The following is a 22,279-nucleotide window of genomic DNA, read 5'->3' as shown; positions in this document are numbered from 1 at the left end:
GGTCTAAAACGTCGGCGGCGTAATCACCCAGATCACCACCGCATCCACCTTTCCGGGGTTGCCATACCGATGGGGCTCACTGCTGGGGAAGCTGAAACTGTCGCCTTCAGCCAGCTGAAAATGCCGCTCGCCCACCCATAACTCAAACGTTCCGCTCAACACATAACCCGCCTCTTCACCCTCATGGCTATAGCTCTGCTGGCTATAGGTGCCCGGTGGAAAGCGCGAGTGCAGCATCTCCAATTGATGATTGGGCAGGGGCGTCAGCAACTGGTCGACGATCCCGTCCTCATAGTGAATGCTCTGGCGATTGTTCCTGCGCACCACAAAACCTTCATCCTCCGCTGCCGGCGTGGTCTCACTGGCAAAAAACCACTGGATCGTCACCCCCAGGCTGCGGGCGATGTTGAACAAGGCCGGGATCGACGGGTAGGCGAGGTTGCGTTCCAGTTGGCTGATATAACCGGCCGTCAATTCGCTCATCTGCGCCAATTCGGTAAGCGTCATGCCCCGGGCCTTGCGCAAGCCGCGGATGCGGGTGCCGAGAAACAGCTGTGGCGGTTGGTCGTTCAAATGTCCCACGCTACTTTCAATCCTTCATAAATCGCCTCTTCGGCGGTACGCGGCGCCAGGCAATCGCCGATCCGCGTGAACGCCACCAGGCCTTCCAGTTCTGCGCCCAGAGTGTCCACCGGCTGGTGGCCCTGGCACAACACCAGGGTGTCGATATTTTCCAGCAGCATCGGCTCGCCGCTGGCGGTGTGTTGCAGGTAGACGGTAGTGTCGTCGCAGCCGTACAAACGGGCGTATGGGATGATCGGAATGCCCAGCCGATGCAGTTCGCCGGCCAGTTGGTCACGCACGTACAACGGCAGGTTTTCCCCGCAATGGGTACCGTTCACCGCCAGTTGCACCTGATGGCCGGCACGGGTGAGGCGCTCGGCAATGCCCGGGCCGATCCAGTCGCAACGCCAGTCCACGACGACCACCGAACGGCCCAGTTGCACCTCATCGCGCAGCACTTGCCAGGCATCCACCACCTGTAGCTCGCCGCCGCGTTCGAAGGCCGGCCAGTAGGGCTCGGCGCCGGTGGCGATGATCACCCGGTCAGGTTGTTCGCGTTCCACCAATGCGCGGTCGACGCGGGTGTTGCGCACCACGCGGACCCCGGCCAGTTCCATCTCGCGCTGCAGGTTGGTACTGGCCCCGCCGAACTCGCTGCGCCGGGGCAGTAACTGCGCCAGAAGCACTTGGCCGCCCAATTGGGCACTGGCTTCATACAAGGTCACCTCATGTCCGCGCTGCGCCGCCACCGCTGCCGCTTTCATCCCTGCCGGGCCGCCACCGGCGACCATGATCCGCTGGCGTCGCAGTGCCGGTTGCAGTTGGCCAAACTGCAATTCGCGGCCGGTCTCGGGATGCTGGATGCAGGAGATCGGCAGGCCTTTGTGGAAGTGGCCGATGCACGCCTGATTGCAGGCGATGCACGCCCGTACATCCTCGGCATGGCCGCTTGAGGTCTTGGCCGGCATGCGCGGGTCGCAGATCAGTGCGCGGGTCATGCCGCACACATCGGCCTGGCCGCGTTGCAGCATCAATTCGGCCTCCTGGGGCTGGTTGATGCGCCCGGTGACGAACAGCGGAATCGACAGGTGCGTCTTGAACGTCGCCGCTTCTGTCGCCAGGTACGCCGGGGCAATGGCCATGGGCGGCACGATATGGATCGCGCCGCCGAGGGAGGCCGAGGTGCCGGCAACGATGTGCACATAATCCAGGTGTGATTGCAGCTGTTGCACGGCGGCCAGGGAATCCTCTTCGGTCAGGCCTTCGGGGTCGCGTTCATCGGCAGAAATGCGCAGCCCGATGATGAAGTGCTCGTCGGTTTCGGCACGCACCGTGGCGATGATTTCCCGCAGGAAACGCAGGCGTTGTTCCAGCTCGCCGTTGTAGCCGTCGGTGCGGCGATTCACCCGCGGGTTGAGAAATTGCGCAGGCAGGTAACCATGGCTGGCGACCACTTCCACACCGTCAATCCCGGCCTGATACAGGCGCCTTGCCGCAGCGCCGTAGCCGGCGACGATCTCGTCGATCATTGTCTGGTCAAGGGCGCGCGGCATCACCCGGAAGCGTTCGTTGGGCACCCCGGAAGCCGAGTAAGCCACCGCCAGCAAACCGTCGGCCGACTCCATGATTTCCCGCCCTGGATGGAAAATCTGCGACAGCACCACGGTGCCGTGGGCGTGGCAGGTTTCGGCCAGTCGGCGATAGCCGTCGATGCAGCTGTCATCGGTGGCCATCAGCACATGGGAGGTGTAGCGGGCGCTGTCGTGCACCCCGGCCACCTGCAACACAATCAACCCCACGCCGCCTTCGGCGCGTGCCCGGTGGTAGGCGATCAACTGCTCGTTGACCTGGTTGTCGGTGGGCATCGAGGTGTCGTGCCCGCTGGACATGATGCGATTTTTCAGGCGTTTGCCACGCAGTACCAACGGTTCAAAAAGATGCGGAAAGGCATGGGGCGACATGGTGCGGATACTCCAGGCGCTGTTGTTATTATTTTTCTATAGGAGGTCAGCCTCAGTAAAAAATCAACTTGTTTTTTTACTGGCGACTGGATTAGCGTCAACCACATCACCCACCCGCCTGGAGAATAAAAATGCCTGGGGCCACCGAACGACAGCTGCGCGAAGAGCTTGCCGCCTGCTACCGGCTGATCGCGCACTTTCGCATGAGCGATTTGATTTTCACCCATATCTCGGTGCGTATCCCGGGGCCCGAGCATCACTTTTTGATCAACCCCTATGGGCTGATGTTCGAGGAGATCACCGCCTCCAGCCTGGTGAAGATCGGCCTGGACGGACGTGCGGTCGAGGCTTCGGCCCATGGCGTCAACCCGGCGGGGTTTGTGATTCACAGCGCGATTCACGGCGCCCGCGAAGATGCGCAGTGCGTGCTGCACACCCACACCCGCGCCGGCTGTGCGGTGGCGGCCCTGGAATGCGGGCTGTTGCCGGTGAACCAGATTTCCATGGAGTTCTACGGCAAGGTCGCCTACCACGACTACGAAGGCGTGGCGCTGGACATGGACGAGCAACAGCGACTGGTGCGCGACCTCGGCGACAAGCCGGTGTTGATGCTGCGCAACCATGGTTTGTTGACGGTAGGGGAGACGGTCAGCCAGGCGTTCCTGCGCATGTATTACCTGGAGAAGGCCTGCGATATCCAGATCGCCGCCCAGGCGTGCGGCAAGCTGATCCTGCCGCCTGCGCACGTGTGTGAATACACCGAGCGGCAGTTCAATGAGCCAGGCCGGCCACTGGAAGAGGGCGAACTGGCAGACCCGGACGCCATGCAACTGGCATGGGCGGCATTGCTGCGGTTACTGGATCGGGTGTCGCCGGGGTTCCGGGAGTGAGGTAGAGTCGTCCAGCCGACTCAACCCAAGGACACCGCCTCATGACCCAGGAATCCCGTTTCTCCCGCATGGAACCGGAGTTGCGCAAGGCCAATCTGGTGCAGGCGACGTTGGCCTGCCTCAAGCGCGACGGCTTCCAGGGCGCGTCGATCCGCAAGATCAGCGCCGAGGCCGGGGTGTCGGTGGGGCTGATCAGTCATCACTACTCGGGCAAGGATGAGCTAGTGGCCGAGGCCTATCGGTCAATCACCCGGCAGGTCATGGACTTGCTGCGGGATGCGATGGCCAAGGCGCCGCCCAGCCCGCGGGAGCGGCTGTCGGCGTTCTTTCGCGGCTCGTTCTCCCCCGAATTGCTCGACCCGCAACTGCTGGATGCCTGGCTGGTGTTCTGGGGGGCGGTCAAGACGGCCCCGGCGATCAACCAGGCCCACGAACACTCCTATGGCGAGTACCGCACCATCATGCGTTCGGCCTTGGTGGACATGGCCGGGGAGGAGGGCTGGAAGCAGTTCGATGCCGATTTGGCGGCCATCGCCTTGAGCGCCTTGCTCGACGGCTTGTGGCTGGAATCGGGGCTCAATCCCGGCACCTTCACCCCGGAGCAGGGCATCCAGATCTGCGAAGCCTGGGTCGATGGCTTGCAGTCGGGCGGGCGCAAGCGCTTCCAGATCAAACCCTGAACTGACGATTCCGCGCCGCCTGGACGCAATGTCCGGGCCGGCATTTTCCCCTCGAAAAATATTTGCAGTTACCCGATTGCCTCCTTACTGAACACTCGTTTAGTATCGCCCCATGTCGCACCCCTCAAGCCAATTAAAATAATTCGAGGATTCCATGACTACAGATCCGTCCGTGCTCACTCAGGTGCAGGCAGGCGTTGCCTGGATCACCCTCAATCGCGGCCCCCAGCGCAATGCCCTGGACATCCCGACCCTCAAGCACCTGCATGCCTTGCTGGACGGTTTCAACCGCGACCCGGCTGTGCGCGTGGTGGTACTGACCGGCAGCGGTCGCAGCTTCTGCGCCGGTGCCGACCTTGCCGAATGGGCCGATGCCGAAGCCCGTGGCGCCCTCGAAACCTACGGCTGGACCGAAACCGCCCACGCCCTGATGACCCGCCTGCACACCCTCGACAAACCTACCCTCGCCGCCATCAACGGCACGGCGGTCGGTGCCGGCATGGACCTCACCCTGTGCTGCGACCTGCGCGTCGCCGCGCAATCGGCACGCTTCAAGGCCGGCTACACCAGCATGGCCTACTCGCCGGACGCCGGCGCCAGCTGGCATCTGCCGCGCCTGATCGGCAGCGAGCAAGCCAAGCGCCTGCTGTTCCTCGATGAATTGTGGAGCGCCGACCGCGCCCTGGCCGCCGGGCTGGTGGGCGAAGTCGTTGCCGACGAGCAACTGCATACCCACGTCGCCGAGCTGGCCACGCGCCTGGCCAACGGCCCGACCTTTGCGTTTGCCCAGACCAAAACCCTCATCCGCGAAGGCGCCGGGCGCAGCCTGCCCGAGCAGCTCCAGGCGGAACTCGCCGCCGGCCTGCTGTGTGGACGCAGCGCCGACGGTGCTGAAGCCCTGCGCGCCTCGATGGAAAAGCGCCCACCGAACTTCTCCGGCAACTGATTCCCCTTCAAAACACCCTCGAACGATCGACAGGTAGCGCCATGAATTTCCAGCCCAGCCAAGAACAAGACATGTTGGTGGACGCGGTACGCAGTTTTGTTGCCAAGGAGTTGTTGCCCCACGAGGAGGCGGTGGACCGCGCCGATGAAGTTTCGCCGGAGCTTGCCGCGCAGATTCGTGACAAGGCCATCGCTGCCGGTTTCTATGCCTTCAACATGCCGGAAGACGTCGGCGGTGGCGGCCTGGATTACCTGTCACAGGCGTTGATTGAGCGCGAGTTGTCGAAAGTCTCCTGGGCGCTGCATGTGTTTGTCGCCCGGCCGTCGAAAATCCTCATGGCCTGCACCGGCGCGCAGATTGGCGAGTACCTGTTGCCGTGCGTGCAGGGCAAGAAGATCGACTGCTTTGCCCTGACCGAACCGGGTGCCGGTTCCGACGCCAATGCGATCAAGACCCGCGCCGTGCGCAGCGGTGATGACTTTGTGCTCAATGGCAGCAAGCACTTCATCAGCCACGCCGGCCACGCGGATTTCGCCATCGTGTTTGCCGTTACCGACACCTACGAACACAACGGTCGCCAACGCAATGCCGTGACCTCGTTCCTGGTGGACCGTGGCACGCCGGGCATGACCATTCGCCGGGGCCCCAAGTGCGTCAGCAACCGCGGCTACCACACTTATGAAATGTTCTTCGACGACTGCCGCGTACCAGCCTCCAAAGTCCTCGGCGAAGTCGGCAAAGGTTGGGAAGTCGCCAATGCCTGGCTGACCGCAGGCCGGGTGATGGTGGCTGCCAACTGCGTCGGCCAGGCCCAGCGTGCGCTGGACGTTTCCCTGCAATGGGCGGCCGACCGCAAGCAGTTCGGCCAGCCCATCGGCACCTACCAAGGCATCTCGTTCAAGCTCGCCGACATGGCCACGCAAATCCGTGCGGCCGAACTGCTGACCCTGAACACCGCCTGGAAAATGGACCAGGGCACCATGACCGACGGCGAGGCCGGCATGGCCAAGTTGTTTGCCAGCGAAGTACTGGGCAAGGTTGCCGATGAAGCAGTGCAAATCTATGGCGGCATGGGTTTGATGGACGAAGGCCCGGTGGAGCGCATCTGGCGCAACGCGCGGATCGAGCGGATCTGGGAAGGCACTTCGGAAATCCAGCGCCACATTATTGCCCGCGAACTGTTGCGGCCACTGTTGCGTTGATCGGGTCGGAGAACGCTTATGTCCCAGGCTATTCGCGACAATCTCAAGCGCCTGCTGGCGCCCCGTCACCTGGCGTTTGTCGGTGGGCGCAGCATGGCCCGTGCCCTCAAGCGCTGCGCCGACGGTGGTTTTGCCGGCCAGATGTGGCTGGTCAACCCGCAACATGACAGCCTCGATGGCGTTCCCTGCGTGCGTCGCGTGGCCGATTTGCCGTGCGGTCCGGACGCGGTGTTTATTGCCACCAACCGCGAGCTGACCCTGACCTGCGTTGCCGAACTGGCGGCCATCGGCACCGGTGGCGCCATCTGCTACGCCTCCGGGTTTGCCGAAACCGGCGCCGAGGGCCAAGCCTTGCAGCAACAACTGCTCAAGGCCGCTGGCGAGATGGCACTGCTGGGCCCCAATTGCTATGGCCTGCTGGATTACCTGCACAGCTCGGCGTTGTGGCCGGTGGCCCATGGCGGCAAGCCGGTCGAGAAGGGCGTTGCGGTGCTGACCCAGAGCGGCAACTTTGCCTACAACCTGTCCATGAGCGACCGTTCGCTGCCGGTGGCCTATATGGCGTCGGTGGGCAACCAGGCGCAGTTGGGGGTTGCCGAGTTGATGGACGTGCTGCTCGACGAGCCGTGCGTTACAGCGATTGGCTTGCACCTGGAAGGCTTGAAGAATGTGCCGGGGTTCGCCCGTGCGGCCCACAAGGCCCTGGAGAAAGGCATTCCGATCATCGCCCTGAAAACCGGGGTGTCACAGATCGGCGCCGAGTTGGCTTTGAGTCATACCAGTTCGTTGTCGGGTTCCGATGCGCTGTACGACAGTCTGTTCGCGCGCCTGGGTGTGATCCGGGTCAGCGGGCCGGTGAGTTTTGTCGAGACCCTGAAAGCGGCGGCCTGCGGTAATCTGCCGGCGGGCAACAGCCTGATCGCCCTGGCCTGTTCCGGTGGTGATGCCGGGTTGATTGCCGACTACGCCGAGCGCAACGATTTGAGCCTGCCGAAGCTCGACGAAGGCCAGCGTGAAGAGTTGGCGCAGGTGCTGCCCAGCTACGCCAACCTGGTCAACCCGCTGGATTTCACCACGGCCATCTGGGGCAACAGCGACGCGCTTAATACGATGCTCGACACGGCACTGCGCACCGAAGCGGATGCGGCAATGCTGGTGCTCGACTACCCAGCGGAATTTACCGGTGAGCGCAAGGAGTGCGACCTGCTGCTGGAGCTGTTTTGCAGTGCGCTGACTCGCCACGGCAAGACTGGCTTTGTCACCTCTGCATTTCCTGAATTGCTCCCGGCCCACGCTCGCGAGCGTCTGCATGCCCAGGGCGTTGCCGCGTTGCAAGGCGTGGAAGATGCGCTGGCGGCCTGGGGCCGGATTGCTGACTATCAAAACAATCGCCGGGCGTTGTTGGCGCGGGGTGAGTCGATACTGGTGCCGCTGTGCCCGCAAGCGCTTGAGCAACACGGACAGTCGCTTGATGAGTGGGATTCCAAGCAGGCTTTACGGGCTTTCGGCCTGACCACGCCAGCCGGTGTCTTGAGCACTCCCGAGCGGGCCATAGCCGATGCCAAAGTGCTGGGTTACCCGCTGGTACTCAAGGCCGTCAGTGCCGACTTGCCGCATAAAACCGAAGCTGGCGCCGTGGCGCTCAACCTGCAGGACGGCTTCGCCTTGACTGCTGCCCTGGCTCATATGCGCGAGCAAATCGCCGCTTATGCGCCGGATGTGCCGTTCGATCAGCTGCTGCTGGAGTCCATGGCTACGCCGCCGCTGGCCGAGCTGATTGTGGGCATCAAGCGCGAAAACGACTTCGGCCTTGCGCTGGTGATCGGCGCTGGTGGAATCCTTGTGGAGTTGCTCAAGGACAGCCGCAGCCTGCTGCTGCCCACCACCGACGACGCAATCCGCAACGCCTTGCTCGGCCTGCGCAGCGCCGCATTGCTGCAAGGCTTTCGCGGACGCGAAGTGGCCGACATGGAAGCTCTGGTGGCGGCGATTCGTGCGGTGGCCGACTACGCCTGCGCCAACGCCGGGCAATTGCTGGAACTCGATGTAAACCCATTGCTGGTCAATGCCCGGGGCGCCACGGCGGTCGATGCATTGATCCGTCTCGCCCAGGCGTGAAGGAGATGACGATGCAAAGCAAAACCTTGACGGGCGGCCAGGCCCTGGTGCGATTGCTGGCCAACTATGGTGTCGACACGGTGTTCGGGATTCCCGGCGTGCACACGCTGGAGCTGTATCGAGGCTTGCCGGGCAGCGGTATTCGGCATGTGCTGACCCGCCACGAGCAGGGCGCCGGCTTTATGGCCGACGGTTATGCGCGGGTCAGCGGCAAGCCGGGGGTGTGTTTCATCATCACCGGGCCGGGGGTGACCAACGCCGCGACGGCGATCGGCCAGGCGTATGCCGACTCGATTCCGCTGCTGGTGATTTCCAGCGTCAACCACACCGCCAGCCTCGGCAAAGGCTGGGGCTGCTTGCATGAAACCCAGGACCAGCGGGCGATGACCGCGCCCATCACTGCGTTTTCAGCGGTGGCGTTGAGCGCCGAGGATTTGCCGGAGTTGATCGCGCGGGCCTACGCGGTGTTCGACAGTGAGCGACCGCGCCCGGTGCATATTTCGGTGCCGCTGGATGTACTGTCGGCGCCGATCAAACGGGACTGGAGCAATGAGGTGGTGCGCCGTCCCGGACGCGGTTTGCCATCGGCTGAAAGCCTTGATCAGGCAGTGGCAAAACTGGCCGCGGCCAAGCGCCCGATGATCATTGCCGGTGGTGGTGCACTGTTGGCGGCCGATGCCTTGCAGCGCTTGAGTACGCAGTTGGCGGCGCCGTTTTTCAGCAGTGTCGCCGGCAAGGGATTGTTGCCGGTGGAGCATCCGCTGAATGCCGGTTCGACCCTGTGTGTCGAGCCCGGCTGGCAGCTCATCGCCGAGGCGGATGTGGTGTTGGCCATCGGCACCGAAATGGCCGATACCGACTTCTGGCGTGAACGCCTGCCGATTAATGGCGAGCTGCTGCGGGTGGATATCGACCCGCGCAAGTTCAACGATTTCTATCCTTGCGCCGTCGCGTTGCACGGTGATGCCCAGCAAACGACGCTGGCTTTGCTGGAACGCTTGCCAGCCACGCCGCGCAACGCGGATGCCGCCACCGCTGCGGTCGCGACGTTACGCCAGGCAGTCAGCAGCGGCCATGGTCCGTTGCAACGCATTCACCAGGCGATTCTCGACCGCGTGGCCGCCGAGTTGCCCGCCAATGCCTTCATCAGCAGCGACATGACCCAACTGGCTTACACCGGCAACTACGCCTTTCCCAGCAACGCCACCCGCAGTTGGCTGCATCCCACCGGCTACGGCACCCTGGGCTATGGCCTGCCGGCCGGTATCGGCGCCAAGTTCGGCGCACCGCAACGGCCCGGCCTGGTGCTGGTGGGCGACGGCGGCTTTCTCTACACCGCCCAGGAACTGGCCACGGCCGTGGAAGAACTGGACAGCCCGCTGGTGGTGTTGCTCTGGAACAACGACGCCCTGGGGCAGATTCGCGACGACATGCTGAACCTGGACATCGAACCCATCGGCGTACTGCCGCGCAACCCGGACTTCGCCGCCCTGGCGCGGGCGTTCGGCTGCACGGTCAGCGAGCCACAGAACCTGGATGAGCTGCAGACGGATTTGCGTAACGGTTTCAAGCGCAACGGCGTGACCTTGATCGAGTTGAAGCATGCCTGTGTGAACCTTTAGAGGAGCAACACCATGAGCGAAAACAACAACAAAATGACTCAAACGATGCACCGGCGGGACTTCCTCAAGCACAGCGCCGTAGCCGGTGCCGTGGCCGCCGCGTTTTCCATGGGCCTGCCGCTGCAGGCCTTTGCCGAGGAGGCCACGCCCAAGCCGGGCGGCGTGCTGCGCATGGGCCTGGCCGGCGGCAGCACCACCGACTCCCGCGACCCGGGATCCTGGGTCGACACCTTCACCTTCGTCGGCTTTTCGGCGGTGTACAACACTCTCACGGAAATCGCGGTGGACGGCAGCGCCATCCCCGAATTGGCCGAAAGCTTCGAGTCGACGCCCGACGCGCGCACCTGGACCTTCAAGCTGCGCCAGGGCGTGACCTTCCATAACGGCAAAAGCCTGACCGCTGACGACGTGGTGGCCTCGATCAACCATCACCTGGCAGCCAACTCCACCTCGGCGGCCAAGACGGTGATCGGCGATGTGGCCAGTGTCAGCGCCAAGGGCAGCGATGCAGTGGTGTTCGAATTGCACTCGGGCAATGCCGATTTCGCTTATGTAGTCGCCGATTACCACCTGGTGATCATGCCCGCCAAGGACGGCGCCGCCGACTGGCAGGCCGGGATCGGCACCAGCGGTTATCGCCTGAAAAGCTTCGAGCCGGGCGTACGCATGGACCTGGAGCGCAACCCTGATTACTGGAAGCCGGGCAGGGCACACTTCGCCAGCGCCGAGCTGTTGGCGATTGCCGACGGCGCAGCGCGGGTCAATGCGCTGGTCACCGGGCAAGTCGACGTGATCAACAAGGTCGACCTGAAAACTGTGGCCTTGCTCAAGCGCAATCCCACGCTGGTCATCGAAGAAACCAAGGGCGCCCAGCACTACACCTTCCCGATGTTGTGCGACAGCAACGAGTTCAAGAACAACGACATCCGCATGGCGATGAAGCATGCGATCAACCGCGAAACCCTGCTGGCCTCGGTGCTGCATGGCTATGGCCTGGTGGGCAACGACCATCCGATCCAGCCCGGCAGCCGTTTCATCAACGCCGATCTGGAGCAGCGCACCTACGACCCGGACAAGTCGCGATTCTACCTGCGCAAGGCCGGTGTGGAGGCGCTGAAGGTGCGCCTGCAAGCTTCCGATGCCGCCTACACCGGCGCGGTGGATGCTTCGGTGCTGTTCAAGGAGCAGGCGCGCCAGGCCGGGATTGATATCGACGTGGTGCGCGAGCCGGCGGATGGCTATTTCTCCAACATCTGGATGAAGCAGCCGTTCACCACCTCGTTCTGGTACAGCAGCCTGACTGCCGACCGCATGTTCAGCATCGGCTACGCCAAGGGCGCGGCGTGGAACGAAACCCATTGGAATAACGACCGCTTCAACCAGTTGCTCAACGCAGCGCGGGGCGAGATGAACGCGCCGCTGCGCCAGGAGATGTACAACGAAATGCAGAGCCTGTGCCGGGACGACGGCGGTGCGATTGTGCCGTTGTTCGCCAGCTCCGTGGCGGCCCGCTCGAACCGCGTCAGCCATGGACCGCTGACGGCGCCGTATGGGGAACTGGATGGGTTGCGGCTGATCGAGCGGTGGTGGCAGGCGTGAAGATTTCAGAAACGCCACCAATCAAATGTGGGAGCGGGCTTGCTCGCGAATGCGGTGGATCAGTCTCTATCTGTATTGGCTGACACACCGCTTTCGCGAGCAAGCCCGCTCCCACATTGGTCCTGTGTCGCCTTCGAGAACATGCCCAACTCATGAGAACCGAACATGAATAGCCTATTCAAACTGGTACTCCAACGTCTCGCCCTTGGCCTGCTGTCGTTGTTCGCCGTCTCGGTGATCATCTTCCTGGCGGTCGGCATGCTCCCCGGTGATATCGCCCAGGCCATGCTCGGCCAGTCCGCCACGCCGGAAACCGTCGCCGCCTTTCGCGCCCAACTGGGCCTGGACCTGCCGCCCCTGAGCCGGTTCGTGCAATGGCTGCTGCGCCTCCTGCACGGCGACCTCGGCGCTTCCCTGGCCAACCAGCGGCCCATCGCCGAACTGATCGGCGCACGCCTGGGCAACACCTTGCGCCTGGCGGCACTGGCGGCGTTGGTCTCGGTGCCCCTGGCGCTGGTGCTGGGGATGCTCGCCGCGCTGTACCGCAACAGCTGGTTCGACCGCCTGCTCAACACCTCGGCCCTGAGTGCGGTGTCGTTCCCGGAGTTCTTCGTCGCCTACCTGCTGATCCTGGTGTTTTCGGTCAAGCTGGGCTGGTTTCCCAGCCTATCCAACCTGGCGCCGGATGCCTCATTCGCCACCATTCTCGAACGTTCGGTGTTGCCGGTGGCCACCCTGAGCCTGGTGGTGATCGCGCAGATGATGCGCATGACCCGCGCCTCGCTGATCAACCTGCTGGCCAGCCCGTATATCGAAATGGCCCGGCTCAAGGGCATCAGCCAGTCGCGGATTATCTGGCGCCACGCGTTGCCCAATGCCCTGGCGCCCATCGTCAACGTGATCGCGCTCAACCTCGCGTACCTGGTGGTGGGCGTAGTGGTGGTGGAAGTAGTGTTTGTCTACCCGGGCCTCGGCCAGTTGCTGGTGGACTCGGTGTCCAAGCGCGATATCCCGGTGGTGCAGGCGTGCAGCCTGATCTTTGCCGCCACCTACATCCTGCTCAATACCGGCGCCGATGTGCTGTCCATCGCCACCAACCCACGCCTGATGCATCCCAAGGGGTAGACCATGAGCCTTCTCACACAACTGGCCCGGGCGCCATTGAGCGCGAAGTTCGGCCTGCTGGTCATCGTGCTGTACGTGCTGGTGGCGTTGTTTGCGCCGGTGCTCGCACCTTACGGGGAAACCCAGGTGGTGGGTGACGGGTTTGCGCCCTGGAGCGGCCAATTCCTGCTGGGCACCGATAACCTCGGGCGGGACATGTTCAGCCGCCTGGTGTATGGGGCGCGCAACACCCTGGGCATCGCTTTTTTGACCACGGTGCTGGCGTTTTTGCTGGGCGGTTTGAGCGGCTTGATAGCCGCGATCAAGGGCGGCTGGGTCGACCAGGGATTGTCGCGGGTGGTGGATATCCTGATGGCGATCCCGCAACTGATCTTCGCCTTGCTGATCCTCAGCGTGGTGGGCACCAATGCCACCTCGCTGGTGCTGGTGATTGCACTGCTGGATTCGACCCGGGTGTTTCGGCTGTCCCGGGCCGTGGCGATGACCGTGGTGGTGCAGGATTTTGTCGAAGCCGCGCGCTTGCGTGGGGAAGGGCTCTGGTGGCTGGTCACCCGGGAAGTGCTGCCCAACGCCGCCGCGCCGCTGATTGCCGAGTTCGGCCTGCGCTTTTGCTTCGTGTTTTTGTTTATCAGCGCGCTGTCGTTCCTTGGCCTGGGCATTCAACCGCCCACCGCCGATTGGGGCAGCATGGTCCGCGACAATGCGGTGCTGATTACCTTCGGCGACATCAGCCCGTTGCTGCCGGCCCTGGCGGTGGCGTTGATCACCGTCAGCGTGAATTTTGTCGTCGACTGGATGCTGCATAAATCCAGCGGCCTGAAGGAGTGTTGAGGATGGACAAGCCACTGCTGGAAATCCGCAACCTGCAGATCGAAGGGCATTACGAGGATGCCTGGCATCCGCTGATCAAGGGCATCGACCTGACGTTGCAGCGGGGTGAGGTGCTGGGGTTGATTGGCGAGTCCGGCGCGGGTAAATCAACGTTGGGCCTGGCGGCCATGGGTTTTGCCCGCGATGGTTGTCGCATCACCGGTGGCTCGGTGTGCTTTGACGGCATTCAACTGTTGCAGGCCAAACCCGAAGCCTTGCGCAAGCTTCGAGGACTGCGGATTGCCTACGTAGCGCAAAGCGCTGCCGCGTCGTTCAACCCGGCCCACCGGCTGATTGACCAGCATGTGGAAACCGCCGTGATCAACGGTGGCATCAGCCGCGCCCAGGCTGAACGCGAGGCGGTGGAGTTGTACCGCGTGCTGCGCCTGCCCAATCCGGAAACCATCGGCCAGCGTTATCCGCACCAGGTCTCCGGCGGGCAACTGCAACGGGTAATGACCGCCATGGCGATGGCCTGTCACCCGGACCTGATCATCTTCGACGAACCCACCACCGCCCTCGACGTCACCACCCAGATCGAAGTGCTGGCGGCGATTCGCGATGCGGTGAAAACCTTCGGCAGTGCCGCGCTGTATATCAGCCATGACCTGGCGGTGGTCGCGCAGATGGCCGACCGCATCATGGTGCTGCGCCACGGCAAGCTGGTGGAGGAGGCCGAGACCCGCGCCATGCTCAGCGCCCCGCAGCAGGACTACACCAAATCCCTGTGGGCGGTGCGCAGCTTTCGCACCGAGCCCAAGGCTTGCCCACAGCAGCAGGTGCCGTTGCTGGAAGTGCGCCAGGTATGCGCCAGCTACGGGCATCAGCCGGTGCTGCATGACGTGTCGATGAGCCTGTATCGCGGCCAGACGTTGGCGGTGATCGGCGAATCCGGCAGTGGCAAAAGCTCCACCGCACGCTTGATTACCGGGTTGCTGCCGGCTACGGCGGGGCAGGTGCTGTATGACGGTGAAGCGTTGCCGGCGGACTTTCGTCGGCGCAGCAAGGAGCAGTTGCGACGGATCCAGATGATCTACCAGATCCCCGATACCGCGCTGAACCCGCGCCAGCGCATCGTCGACATCATCGGCCGGCCGCTGACCTTCTACCTCGGTCTCAAGGGCAAGGCCATGCGCGCCCGAGTCGCCGAGTTGCTGGAGATGATCGAGCTGGACCCGGCCACCTTCATGGAGCGTCAGCCCCGTGAGCTGTCCGGCGGCCAGAAGCAACGTATCTGCATCGCTCGCGCCCTGGCGGCCGACCCACAATTGATCATCTGCGACGAAGTGACCTCGGCCCTGGATCAGTTAGTGGCCGAGGGCGTGCTGAAACTGCTCAACCGCATTCAGCAGCAGTTGGGCGTGGCCTACCTGTTTATCACCCATGACGTGGCCACGGTGCGCGCCATCGCCGACGAAGTGGTGGTGATGCAGCGGGGCAGGGTGGTGGACCAGGGCAGCCGCAGCGCGATCTTCACCCCGCCGTATCAGGACTACACCGGCTTGCTGTTTTCATCGGAGCCGGAAATGGACCCCGACTGGCTCGACCATTTGCTGGCCGAACGGGCCGCGCTTACTTCTTGAGGAGTTTTTATGAAGGTGTTGATTGTCCACGCCCATCCCGAGCCGCAGTCGTTTACCGCGGCCTTGCGTGACCAGGCCACGGCAACCCTGCAAGCGCAGGGGCATGAGGTGCAGGTCAGTGATTTGTACGCGATGAACTGGAATCCCGTAGCCAGCGCGTCGGACTTCACCTCGCGGGAGAACCCCGACTACCTGGTGTATGCCCTGGAGCAGCGCCTGGGGGTGAAAAGCCAATCCATCGCGGCGGATATCCGGCAGGAGTTGGACAAGCTGCTGTGGGCCGATCTGCTGATCCTCAATTTCCCGATCTTCTGGTTCTCGGCGCCCGCGATGCTCAAGGGCTGGATTGACCGGGTGCTGGTGTCGGGCGTGTGCTACGGCGGCAAGCGGTTCTATGATCAGGGCGGGCTCGCCGGCAAGAAAGCGCTGGTCACGGTGACCCTCGGCGGGCGCGAGCATATGTTTGGCGAGGGTGCGATTCACGGGCCGTTGGAGGACATGCTGCGGCCGATCCTGCGTGGCACGCTGGCGTATGTCGGGTTTGAGGTGCTGGAGCCGTTTGTGGCGTGGCATGTGCCGTATATCAGCGCCGAGGCCCGGCAGGATTTTCTGCGCAATTACCAGCAGCGGCTGGAAGGGCTGGCGGATGACCAGCCGTTGGTGTTTCCGAAGCTCGAGCAGTTTGATGAGGCGCTGTACCCACTTTAGTCAAGTGAATGAAGATCCAGTGTGGGAGCGGGCGTGCTCGCGAAAGCGGTGTGCCAGTTGATGCATGTGCTGGCTGGACCACCGCATTCGCGAGCAAGCCCGCTCCCACATTTGGTCTTCATTTGTCAGGCGCGATTGTGTGCCCGCAACCGCTCGGCAGCGCTGCGCAGCAGCTGTTCCGTGCCGTCCCAGCCCAGGCAGCCATCGGTGATCGACACGCCGTATTTCATCGACGGGCTCAATGGTTGGCAGCCTTCAAACAGGTGGCTTTCGATCATCATGCCGATCAGCGAGGTGTCGCCCTGCAGGCGCTGTTCCAGCACGTCGTTGAACACCGCCGGTTGGCGCAGCGGGTCTTTGCCGCTGTTGGCGTGGCTGCAGTCGACCATGATCCGCGGCGCGACTTTGCTCTTGGCAAGGTCGGCGTGAACCTGGGCCACGCTCTGGCGATCGTAGTTCGGCCCACGATGGCCGCCGCGCAACACGAGGTGAGTGTCGGGGTTGCCCGGGGTCTGGATGATCGCCGGATGGCCCTGGCTGTCGACACCGAAGTGACGGTGCGGGTGAGCGGCGGAGCGCATGGCGTCACAGGCGATGGCCACGCCGCCGTCGGTGCCGTTCTTGAAGCCGACGGGCATGCCGAGGCCGCTGGCCATTTCGCGATGAATCTGCGATTCGGTGGTGCGCGCGCCAATGGCGACCCAGCTCAGCAGGTCATCGAAGTAGCCGGCAGCCATCGGTTGCAGCAGCTCGGTGGCGACCGGCAGGCCCAGGCGCAGCATTTCCCGCATCAGTTCCCGGGACAGGGTCAGGCCGGCGGCCATGTCGTCGCTGCCATCCAGGCGTGGGTCGTAGGCCAGGCCTTTCCAACCGATGGTGGTGCGGGGTTTTTCGACGTAGGCGCGGATCACCAGCAGCATCTGGTCACTGACTTCATGGGCCAGTTTTTTCAGGTTGCGCGCGTATTCCATGGCCGATTCCGGGTCGTGGATCGAGCACGGGCCGACAATCACCAGCAGGCGTGAGTCTTCACCCTTGAGGATGGCGCGCACGGCTTGGCGATGGGCGTGGATCTGTTCGTTGAGGAATGGGCTCAGGGGCAGTTGGTGCTTGAGCTCAAGGGCACTGGGCAAACGCTGGGTCAGCGCTTCATTGGCGCAGGACAGGGTGGAAACAGGCAGAGCGGCGATCGAGGCGTTCATATTCGGGCTTCCTGGGCAAGCGGCGGGCTGTTCCCGCACGCTCTGCCCTACTGGGGTGTTCGACAATTGGCCGTATTGGCTACGTGTGTTGGCTTGCCACCAATAGGTGACCGATCGGAGGCGGCAGGCTGTCCCGAACGGAGCTTGCTAAATCGCCAGGCGGTGGAGGTGTCGTAGCGGTAATAGGTGGCGTAGTTCATGGCGTGAGTCCTTTAAGTGTTCGGTGTGTGGCAAAAATAATAAGGGCTGAAAAAACAAAACCCCCGGTCGGGGAGCCGACCGGGGGTTAGATTTCTCTGGTAGGCGACCCCTTGAGTAGTGGGCGCCGATTTCAGGTATCAGGCGCGCCAGTGGCTAAACCAATACCCAAAATAAAAGCTGACCAGTGCGCTCAAACCGCTCACGCGGGCAGCCACGACCGAGCGCTGGGCGCTGGCAGCAGGGCAAACCTGGGTGTGGGTGAGTTGCAACATGGTGTGTCTCCAAATGATGGGGGGAGCTTAACTGAGGCGAGCGGGTGGATTCAATCAGTAATTTCTATTGAGGTTGGGTACTTACGGCTATGACCCAAGTGTCGATATGCTGCACGGACTTCACGATGATTGCCTGGATGCGACCATGACGGCCTTGACGATTGCTGCTGCCCAATCCATTTCCATTGCGGGCGACGTACCCGGAAATATCGCGCGTCACTTGGCTTTCATGCGCGTGGCGGCGGAGCACGGCGTGCAGTTGCTGGTGTTTCCGGAACTGTCCCTGACCGGCTATGAACCGCCACTGGCCGCCGGGCTGGCGATCGCGCCCGGCGATGAAGCGCTGGCGCCGCTGCGGGAGATGGCCCGTGAGTTGCGCATCACCGCGGTGGTGGGCATGCCGATTCGCCTGGGGGGCGCCAGTGAGGTGTTGATCGGTGCGCTGGTGCTGGGGCCGGATGGCTCGGTGGCGGTCTATACCAAGCAGCATCTGCATCCCGGTGAAGACGTGGCGTTTGCTGCGGGGCAGGGCGGGGCGGCCCTTGAATGGGGGGACGACCGGATCGCCCTGGCGGTATGCGCGGATTTTTCCCACGCCAGCCACCCTCGACAGGCTGCCGAGGACGGGGCGAACATCTACGCTGCGGGTGTGCTGATCAGCGAAGGCGGCTACGCGCCGGACACCGCCTTGCTACAGGGCTATGCCGCCGAGCACCGGATGCTGGTGCTGATGGCCAACCACGGTGGCCCATCCGGTGGCTGGGCCTGCGCCGGGCGCAGCGCAATCTGGGGCGCCGACGGTGGTTTGATCGCGGCTAGCCCGGGTGTAGGCGATACGCTGGTGATTGCACGACGCGACACCGGCGGCCAGTGGCAGGGAGAACAGGTGGCAATCTAGGGAGTTCAGGCACATGGCGTTTCAACTGCAGGCCGCGACCAGCCAACACCTGGCCTTCGCCCGGACCCTGACCCACCAGGCCATGGGTAATTATTATCGCCAATACGACTTGTCGTGGTCCGATGCCGGTTTCGATACCGCCTGGGCCGGACGAGAAAACTGGCTGATCTGTCGCGATAACGAGGTGCTGGGTTTCATCAGCATCAGTCGTGACCCCAAGGCACTGTATATCCGCGAATTGCACATCCTTGAGGCGTTTCGTCATCAAGGGGCTGGCGGCTGGGTTATCGAGCAGATGGTGTACAAGGCGCGCGCGCAAGGGCTGGGTCTTTTACGGTTGACCGTTTTCAAGACCAACCCGGCGCGAAGGCTCTATCAGCGCAAGGGCCTGGAAATCGTTGGAGCGGAGGATTGCTTCTGGCGCATGGAGCGCAATTGCCGGCCGTGATCGGGTGCGAGTACTGCCAGTTCGAGGAAAACAGGCACTTGGTTTTAATAAGCGCATACTCACTTCAAGAAATGACTTCCTGCTCTTGTCTCACGGTTTCGCCCTCAACCGGGATGATTCCGTCCTTCATGCCCAACAGGACCGCCACCTTGTGGGCTTCTCCACGTCGTCCCTTTTTGCGCCCAGCGAGTACTTGATAGGTGGTTGCCGGGTCCACGCCATGTTCCCGGGCGAACGCTTGAACAGACTTACCTTGATGTTCCAGCCAGGCCTTGGCTTGTGCAGCAGTGCGAATACCGGGCATAGTTCAAAACCGTTCAAGTTTGTGTAAAACGAGATGAGTGTGTCACCTCTAGGGGTGTGCCAAATAGGATCATACATCCAAATGAGTGGAATCGGTTTCCGGTTAAGGCAAGAAAGAGAGCGGCTTGGCCTGTCGCAGAAAACTTTTGGTGAAATAGGAGGTGTAGAGGCGAACGCACAGGGTAAATATGAAAATGGCGGACGCGCGCCAAAGGCTGATTACTTGTCTCGCGTGGCAGAAAGAGGTGTCGATATCCTGTACGTGTTGACCGGCAATCCAACGCCGACCCAACTTGAAAACCTGAGCCAGGTCGAGGAGAAAGTGCTGGGGAACTACCGTGCGATGTTCAAGGAAGACCAGGACGCAATCCATCGCCTGACTTCTACCCTGGCCGAGCATTCACTCACCACCAATGGAAAAAACCGGTCATCGGCCCCGGATTCCTGACCTTTTACCCAGGAAATTGAGCCGTCCGCCATTCGGCGGCGGCCCGTTGTGCATTGAAACTCTATATATATGACGCTTGCAGCTAGGTCTGCGCCGTGGTTTTTTGCTAAGGTGTTCAGCAACCTATAAGACCATATCGCGAGGTGTCTGCTTGATTAGGGTGCTAGTAGTCGATGACCATGATCTCGTTCGTACAGGCATTACACGAATGCTGGCTGACATCGATGGCCTGCAAGTAGTCGGCCAGGCCGAGTCAGGGGAGGAATCCCTGATCAAGGCCCGGGAGTTGAAGCCCGATGTGGTTTTGATGGACGTCAAGATGCCTGGGATCGGCGGTCTTGGCGCCACTACAAAGTTGTTGCGCAGCCATCCGGATATCAAAGTCGTGGTAGTGACCGTGTGTGAGGAAGATCCTTTTCCTACACGGCTGCTACAAGCGGGCGCGGCTGGCTATCTGACAAAAGGCGCGGGATTGGCGGAAATGGTCCAGGCCATTCGCCTGGTATTTGCCGGCCAACGCTACATCAGCCCGCAGATTGCCCAGCAGCTGGCGATCAAGTCGTTCCAGCCCACCAGCGACTCGCCGTTCGATGCGCTGTCGGAGCGGGAAATCCAGATCGCTCTGATGATTGTCGGCTGTCAGAAAGTCCAGTCGATTTCCGACAAGCTGTGCCTGTCGCCGAAAACCGTGAACACCTACCGTTATCGGATTTTCGAAAAGCTTTCCATCAGCAGTGATGTTGAATTGACCCTGCTGGCGGTACGCCACGGCATGGTAGATGCCAGCGCCTGAAATGACAGCTCCTGAAATAAAGGTCCAATTCGATCCGAGTGCGTTCCTTGCAACCTGCAGTGGCCGTCCCGGCGTGTATCGCATGTTCGACAGCGAAGCGCGCCTGCTCTACGTCGGTAAAGCCAAGAACCTGAAGAGCCGCCTGGCGAGTTACTTCCGCAAGACCGGCCTGGCAACGAAGACGGCGGCACTGGTGGCGCGTATCGCCCAGGTGGAAACCACCATCACCGCCAATGAAACCGAGGCGCTGCTGCTTGAGCAGACGCTGATCAAGGAATGGCGGCCGCCCTACAACATCCTGCTGCGTGACGATAAGTCCTACCCGTACGTGTTTCTCTCGGACGGCGACTTTCCGCGTCTGAGCATCCATCGCGGCGCCAAGAAGCAGAAGGGCAAGTACTTCGGGCCTTACCCCAGCGCCGGCGCCATCCGCGAAAGCCTGAGCCTGCTGCAAAAGGCGTTTTTCGTGCGCCAGTGCGAAGACAGTTTCTACAAGAACCGCAACCGCCCGTGCCTGCAGTACCAGATCAAGCGCTGCAAGGCGCCGTGCGTGGGCCTGGTTGAGCCTGCGGAATATGCCGAGGACGTGCGTCACTCGGTGATGTTCCTCGAAGGCCGCAGCAATGCCCTGGCCGATGAGCTGTCCGGCGCCATGGAGCAAGCGGCCAGCACCCTGGATTTCGAGCGCGCCGCAGAGCTACGCGACCAGATCTCCCTGCTGCGTCGCGTGCAGGACCAGCAGAGCATGGAGGGCGGCACCGGTGACGTCGACGTCATCGCCGCCTTCGTCAACCCGGGCGGCGCCTGTGTGCACCTGATCAGCGTGCGCGGCGGCCGGGTGCTGGGCAGCAAGAACTTCTTCCCCCAGACCGGTATAGAAGAGGAGGTCGCCGAAGTCATGGCGGCGTTCCTCGGCCAGTACTACGTCAGCAGCCCCGAGCGCGACCTGCCGAGCGAACTGATCGTCAACGTGGTGCACGAGGACTTCCCGGCGCTGATCGAAGCGATTCACGAACTGCGTGGCCGCGAGCTGGACATCAGCCACCGGGTGCGCGGCACCCGTGCGCGCTGGCAGCAGTTGGCCGTGACCAACGCCGAACAGGCCCTGGGCGCACGCCTGGCCAACCGCCAGCATGTCGCCGCGCGGTTTGACGCCTTGGCCGAAGTCCTCAACCTTGACGAACCGCCCCAGCGCCTGGAGTGCTACGACATCAGCCACTCCAGCGGCGAGGCTACCGTGGCTTCCTGCGTGGTGTTCGGGCCGGAAGGGCCGATCAAGTCCGATTACCGGCGCTACAACATCGAAGGCGTCACCCCGGGCGATGACTACGCCGCCATGCACCAGGCCCTGACCCGCCGCTTCAGCAAGCTGAAGGACGGCGAGGGCAAGCTGCCGGACATCCTGCTGGTGGATGGTGGCAAGGGCCAGCTGTCCATGGCCCGCGACGTACTCAACGAACTGGCGGTACCCGACCTGATCCTGCTCGGCGTGGCCAAGGGTGCCACCCGCAAGGCCGGTTTTGAAACCTTGTACTTGAATGATGCAGCCCATGAGTTCACCTTGAAGGGCGATTCCCCGGCGCTGCACCTTATCCAGCAGATCCGCGACGAAGCCCACCGTTTCGCCATCACCGGCCACCGTGCCCGACGTGGCAAAACCCGGCGTACCTCAACCCTGGAAGGGGTGGCAGGGGTCGGGCCGACACGGCGGCGGGACTTGTTAAAACATTTTGGTGGCTTGCAGGAGCTGTCCCGTGCCAGCATCGAAGAAATAGCCAAAGCTCCCGGTATCAGTAAAAAGCTCGCAGAGTTGATTTATGCAAATCTGCACAGCGAGTAGAATGCC

General features: G+C 62.6%; 20 protein-coding genes. 16 read left to right on the top strand and 4 right to left on the bottom strand.

What is annotated here, in order from left to right:
- Positions 1–3 precede the first annotated feature (3 nt).
- On the bottom strand, positions 4–594 hold the full coding sequence (locus HX805_RS21810) for a helix-turn-helix domain-containing protein (RefSeq protein WP_173406084.1): 591 nt from the start codon (positions 592–594) through the stop codon (positions 4–6).
- Entirely contained in the window at positions 570–2,525 is a 1,956-nt protein-coding gene (locus tag HX805_RS21805; protein ID WP_102605441.1) for an FAD-dependent oxidoreductase, read from the bottom strand. Before HX805_RS21805 ends, HX805_RS21810 begins: the two co-directional genes overlap by 25 nt.
- A gap of 131 nt (positions 2,526–2,656) precedes the next feature.
- Between HX805_RS21805 and HX805_RS21800 the strand changes: the two genes are divergently transcribed.
- The 11 genes from HX805_RS21800 (at position 2,657) to HX805_RS21750 (ending at position 15,868) form a co-directional block, all read left to right on the top strand.
- Positions 2,657–3,415, top strand: a complete 759-nt coding sequence (locus tag HX805_RS21800) for a class II aldolase/adducin family protein (protein ID WP_177022036.1) — start codon at positions 2,657–2,659, stop codon at positions 3,413–3,415.
- Between the two features lie 41 nt (positions 3,416–3,456).
- On the top strand, positions 3,457–4,095 hold the full coding sequence (locus HX805_RS21795) for a TetR family transcriptional regulator C-terminal domain-containing protein (RefSeq protein ID WP_003208961.1): 639 nt from the start codon (positions 3,457–3,459) through the stop codon (positions 4,093–4,095).
- Between the two features lie 154 nt (positions 4,096–4,249).
- Entirely contained in the window at positions 4,250–5,041 is a 792-nt protein-coding gene (locus HX805_RS21790; protein ID WP_023658721.1) for an enoyl-CoA hydratase/isomerase family protein, read from the top strand.
- A 41-nt stretch (positions 5,042–5,082) separates the two neighbouring features.
- A complete protein-coding gene (locus HX805_RS21785; protein ID WP_008436052.1) occupies positions 5,083–6,243 on the top strand; it encodes an acyl-CoA dehydrogenase family protein in 1,161 nt (386 codons plus the stop codon).
- 18 nt (positions 6,244–6,261) lie between these two features.
- Entirely contained in the window at positions 6,262–8,361 is a 2,100-nt protein-coding gene (locus HX805_RS21780; protein WP_177080870.1) for an acetate--CoA ligase family protein, read from the top strand.
- Positions 8,362–8,372: 11 nt separating this feature from the next.
- Complete coding sequence (locus HX805_RS21775; protein WP_008436054.1) at positions 8,373–9,983, top strand: 5-guanidino-2-oxopentanoate decarboxylase; 1,611 nt, start codon at positions 8,373–8,375, stop codon at positions 9,981–9,983.
- Positions 9,984–9,995: 12 nt separating this feature from the next.
- Positions 9,996–11,582: an ABC transporter substrate-binding protein gene (locus tag HX805_RS21770; protein WP_177080869.1), complete on the top strand. Its 1,587-nt coding sequence runs from the start codon at positions 9,996–9,998 to the stop codon at positions 11,580–11,582.
- Positions 11,583–11,747: 165 nt separating this feature from the next.
- Positions 11,748–12,707 (top strand): ABC transporter permease, encoded by a 960-nt coding sequence (locus tag HX805_RS21765; RefSeq protein WP_003208950.1) that lies wholly within the window; start codon positions 11,748–11,750, stop codon positions 12,705–12,707.
- A 3-nt stretch (positions 12,708–12,710) separates the two neighbouring features.
- Positions 12,711–13,538 carry an ABC transporter permease gene (locus HX805_RS21760; protein ID WP_003208948.1) on the top strand — a complete coding sequence of 276 codons (828 nt, stop codon included), beginning with the start codon at positions 12,711–12,713 and terminating at the stop codon, positions 13,536–13,538.
- A 2-nt stretch (positions 13,539–13,540) separates the two neighbouring features.
- On the top strand, positions 13,541–15,160 hold the full coding sequence (locus HX805_RS21755) for an ABC transporter ATP-binding protein (protein WP_177080868.1): 1,620 nt from the start codon (positions 13,541–13,543) through the stop codon (positions 15,158–15,160).
- Positions 15,161–15,169: 9 nt separating this feature from the next.
- The gene (locus HX805_RS21750) at positions 15,170–15,868 is read left to right on the top strand and encodes an NAD(P)H-dependent oxidoreductase (RefSeq protein ID WP_177080867.1); all 699 of its coding nucleotides are present in this window, start codon (positions 15,170–15,172) and stop codon (positions 15,866–15,868) included.
- A gap of 125 nt (positions 15,869–15,993) precedes the next feature.
- On the opposite strand, the gene HX805_RS21745 is transcribed toward HX805_RS21750, so the two are convergent.
- The gene (locus HX805_RS21745; protein WP_102368695.1) at positions 15,994–17,070 is read right to left on the bottom strand and encodes a 3-deoxy-7-phosphoheptulonate synthase; all 1,077 of its coding nucleotides are present in this window, start codon (positions 17,068–17,070) and stop codon (positions 15,994–15,996) included.
- A 618-nt stretch (positions 17,071–17,688) separates the two neighbouring features.
- On the opposite strand from HX805_RS21745, the gene HX805_RS21740 reads away from it, so the two are divergent.
- Both HX805_RS21740 and HX805_RS21735 read left to right on the top strand, forming a co-directional pair.
- Positions 17,689–18,441, top strand: a complete 753-nt coding sequence (locus tag HX805_RS21740; RefSeq protein ID WP_177080878.1) for a carbon-nitrogen hydrolase family protein — start codon at positions 17,689–17,691, stop codon at positions 18,439–18,441.
- A 13-nt stretch (positions 18,442–18,454) separates the two neighbouring features.
- Entirely contained in the window at positions 18,455–18,889 is a 435-nt protein-coding gene (locus tag HX805_RS21735; RefSeq protein WP_008436062.1) for a GNAT family N-acetyltransferase, read from the top strand.
- A 64-nt stretch (positions 18,890–18,953) separates the two neighbouring features.
- Here the strand turns inward: HX805_RS21735 and HX805_RS21730 are convergent, their stop codons facing one another.
- Positions 18,954–19,193, bottom strand: coding sequence for a DNA-binding protein (locus HX805_RS21730; RefSeq protein ID WP_008436063.1), 240 nt, complete (start codon positions 19,191–19,193; stop codon positions 18,954–18,956).
- Positions 19,194–19,274: 81 nt separating this feature from the next.
- Here HX805_RS21730 and HX805_RS21725 point away from each other — a divergent pair, with 81 nt between their 5' ends.
- The 3 genes from HX805_RS21725 (at position 19,275) to uvrC (ending at position 22,273) form a co-directional block, all read left to right on the top strand.
- The gene (locus tag HX805_RS21725) at positions 19,275–19,640 is read left to right on the top strand and encodes a helix-turn-helix domain-containing protein (protein ID WP_032899473.1); all 366 of its coding nucleotides are present in this window, start codon (positions 19,275–19,277) and stop codon (positions 19,638–19,640) included.
- A 151-nt stretch (positions 19,641–19,791) separates the two neighbouring features.
- Positions 19,792–20,433 (top strand): UvrY/SirA/GacA family response regulator transcription factor, encoded by a 642-nt coding sequence (gene uvrY / locus HX805_RS21720; RefSeq protein WP_008436066.1) that lies wholly within the window; start codon positions 19,792–19,794, stop codon positions 20,431–20,433.
- Position 20,434: 1 nt separating this feature from the next.
- Positions 20,435–22,273 (top strand): excinuclease ABC subunit UvrC, encoded by a 1,839-nt coding sequence (gene uvrC, locus HX805_RS21715; RefSeq protein WP_032899474.1) that lies wholly within the window; start codon positions 20,435–20,437, stop codon positions 22,271–22,273.
- Positions 22,274–22,279: the final 6 nt, after the last annotated feature.

It is taken from the genome of Pseudomonas sp. G5001 (genome assembly GCF_013385475.1).
In the GTDB taxonomy this organism is placed as follows: domain Bacteria; phylum Pseudomonadota; class Gammaproteobacteria; order Pseudomonadales; family Pseudomonadaceae; genus Aquipseudomonas.
This window is presented reverse-complemented; position numbering and strand designations above follow the sequence as displayed.

What these genes read in the sequence shown, in the direction of transcription:
- HX805_RS21805 (WP_102605441.1), bottom strand. Translation starts at nt 2,525, where the DNA reads ATGTCGCCCCATGCCTTTCCGCATCTTTTTGAACCGTTGGTACTGCGT.
- HX805_RS21800 (WP_177022036.1), top strand. Translation starts at nt 2,657, where the DNA reads ATGCCTGGGGCCACCGAACGACAGCTGCGCGAAGAGCTTGCCGCCTGC.
- HX805_RS21795 (WP_003208961.1), top strand. Translation starts at nt 3,457, where the DNA reads ATGACCCAGGAATCCCGTTTCTCCCGCATGGAACCGGAGTTGCGCAAG.
- HX805_RS21790 (WP_023658721.1), top strand. Translation starts at nt 4,250, where the DNA reads ATGACTACAGATCCGTCCGTGCTCACTCAGGTGCAGGCAGGCGTTGCC.
- HX805_RS21785 (WP_008436052.1), top strand. Translation starts at nt 5,083, where the DNA reads ATGAATTTCCAGCCCAGCCAAGAACAAGACATGTTGGTGGACGCGGTA.
- HX805_RS21780 (WP_177080870.1), top strand. Translation starts at nt 6,262, where the DNA reads ATGTCCCAGGCTATTCGCGACAATCTCAAGCGCCTGCTGGCGCCCCGT.
- HX805_RS21775 (WP_008436054.1), top strand. Translation starts at nt 8,373, where the DNA reads ATGCAAAGCAAAACCTTGACGGGCGGCCAGGCCCTGGTGCGATTGCTG.
- HX805_RS21770 (WP_177080869.1), top strand. Translation starts at nt 9,996, where the DNA reads ATGAGCGAAAACAACAACAAAATGACTCAAACGATGCACCGGCGGGAC.
- HX805_RS21765 (WP_003208950.1), top strand. Translation starts at nt 11,748, where the DNA reads ATGAATAGCCTATTCAAACTGGTACTCCAACGTCTCGCCCTTGGCCTG.
- HX805_RS21760 (WP_003208948.1), top strand. Translation starts at nt 12,711, where the DNA reads ATGAGCCTTCTCACACAACTGGCCCGGGCGCCATTGAGCGCGAAGTTC.
- HX805_RS21755 (WP_177080868.1), top strand. Translation starts at nt 13,541, where the DNA reads ATGGACAAGCCACTGCTGGAAATCCGCAACCTGCAGATCGAAGGGCAT.
- HX805_RS21750 (WP_177080867.1), top strand. Translation starts at nt 15,170, where the DNA reads ATGAAGGTGTTGATTGTCCACGCCCATCCCGAGCCGCAGTCGTTTACC.
- HX805_RS21745 (WP_102368695.1), bottom strand. Translation starts at nt 17,070, where the DNA reads ATGAACGCCTCGATCGCCGCTCTGCCTGTTTCCACCCTGTCCTGCGCC.
- HX805_RS21740 (WP_177080878.1), top strand. Translation starts at nt 17,689, where the DNA reads ATGACGGCCTTGACGATTGCTGCTGCCCAATCCATTTCCATTGCGGGC.
- HX805_RS21735 (WP_008436062.1), top strand. Translation starts at nt 18,455, where the DNA reads ATGGCGTTTCAACTGCAGGCCGCGACCAGCCAACACCTGGCCTTCGCC.
- HX805_RS21730 (WP_008436063.1), bottom strand. Translation starts at nt 19,193, where the DNA reads ATGCCCGGTATTCGCACTGCTGCACAAGCCAAGGCCTGGCTGGAACAT.
- HX805_RS21725 (WP_032899473.1), top strand. Translation starts at nt 19,275, where the DNA reads ATGAGTGGAATCGGTTTCCGGTTAAGGCAAGAAAGAGAGCGGCTTGGC.
- uvrC (WP_032899474.1), top strand. Translation starts at nt 20,435, where the DNA reads ATGACAGCTCCTGAAATAAAGGTCCAATTCGATCCGAGTGCGTTCCTT.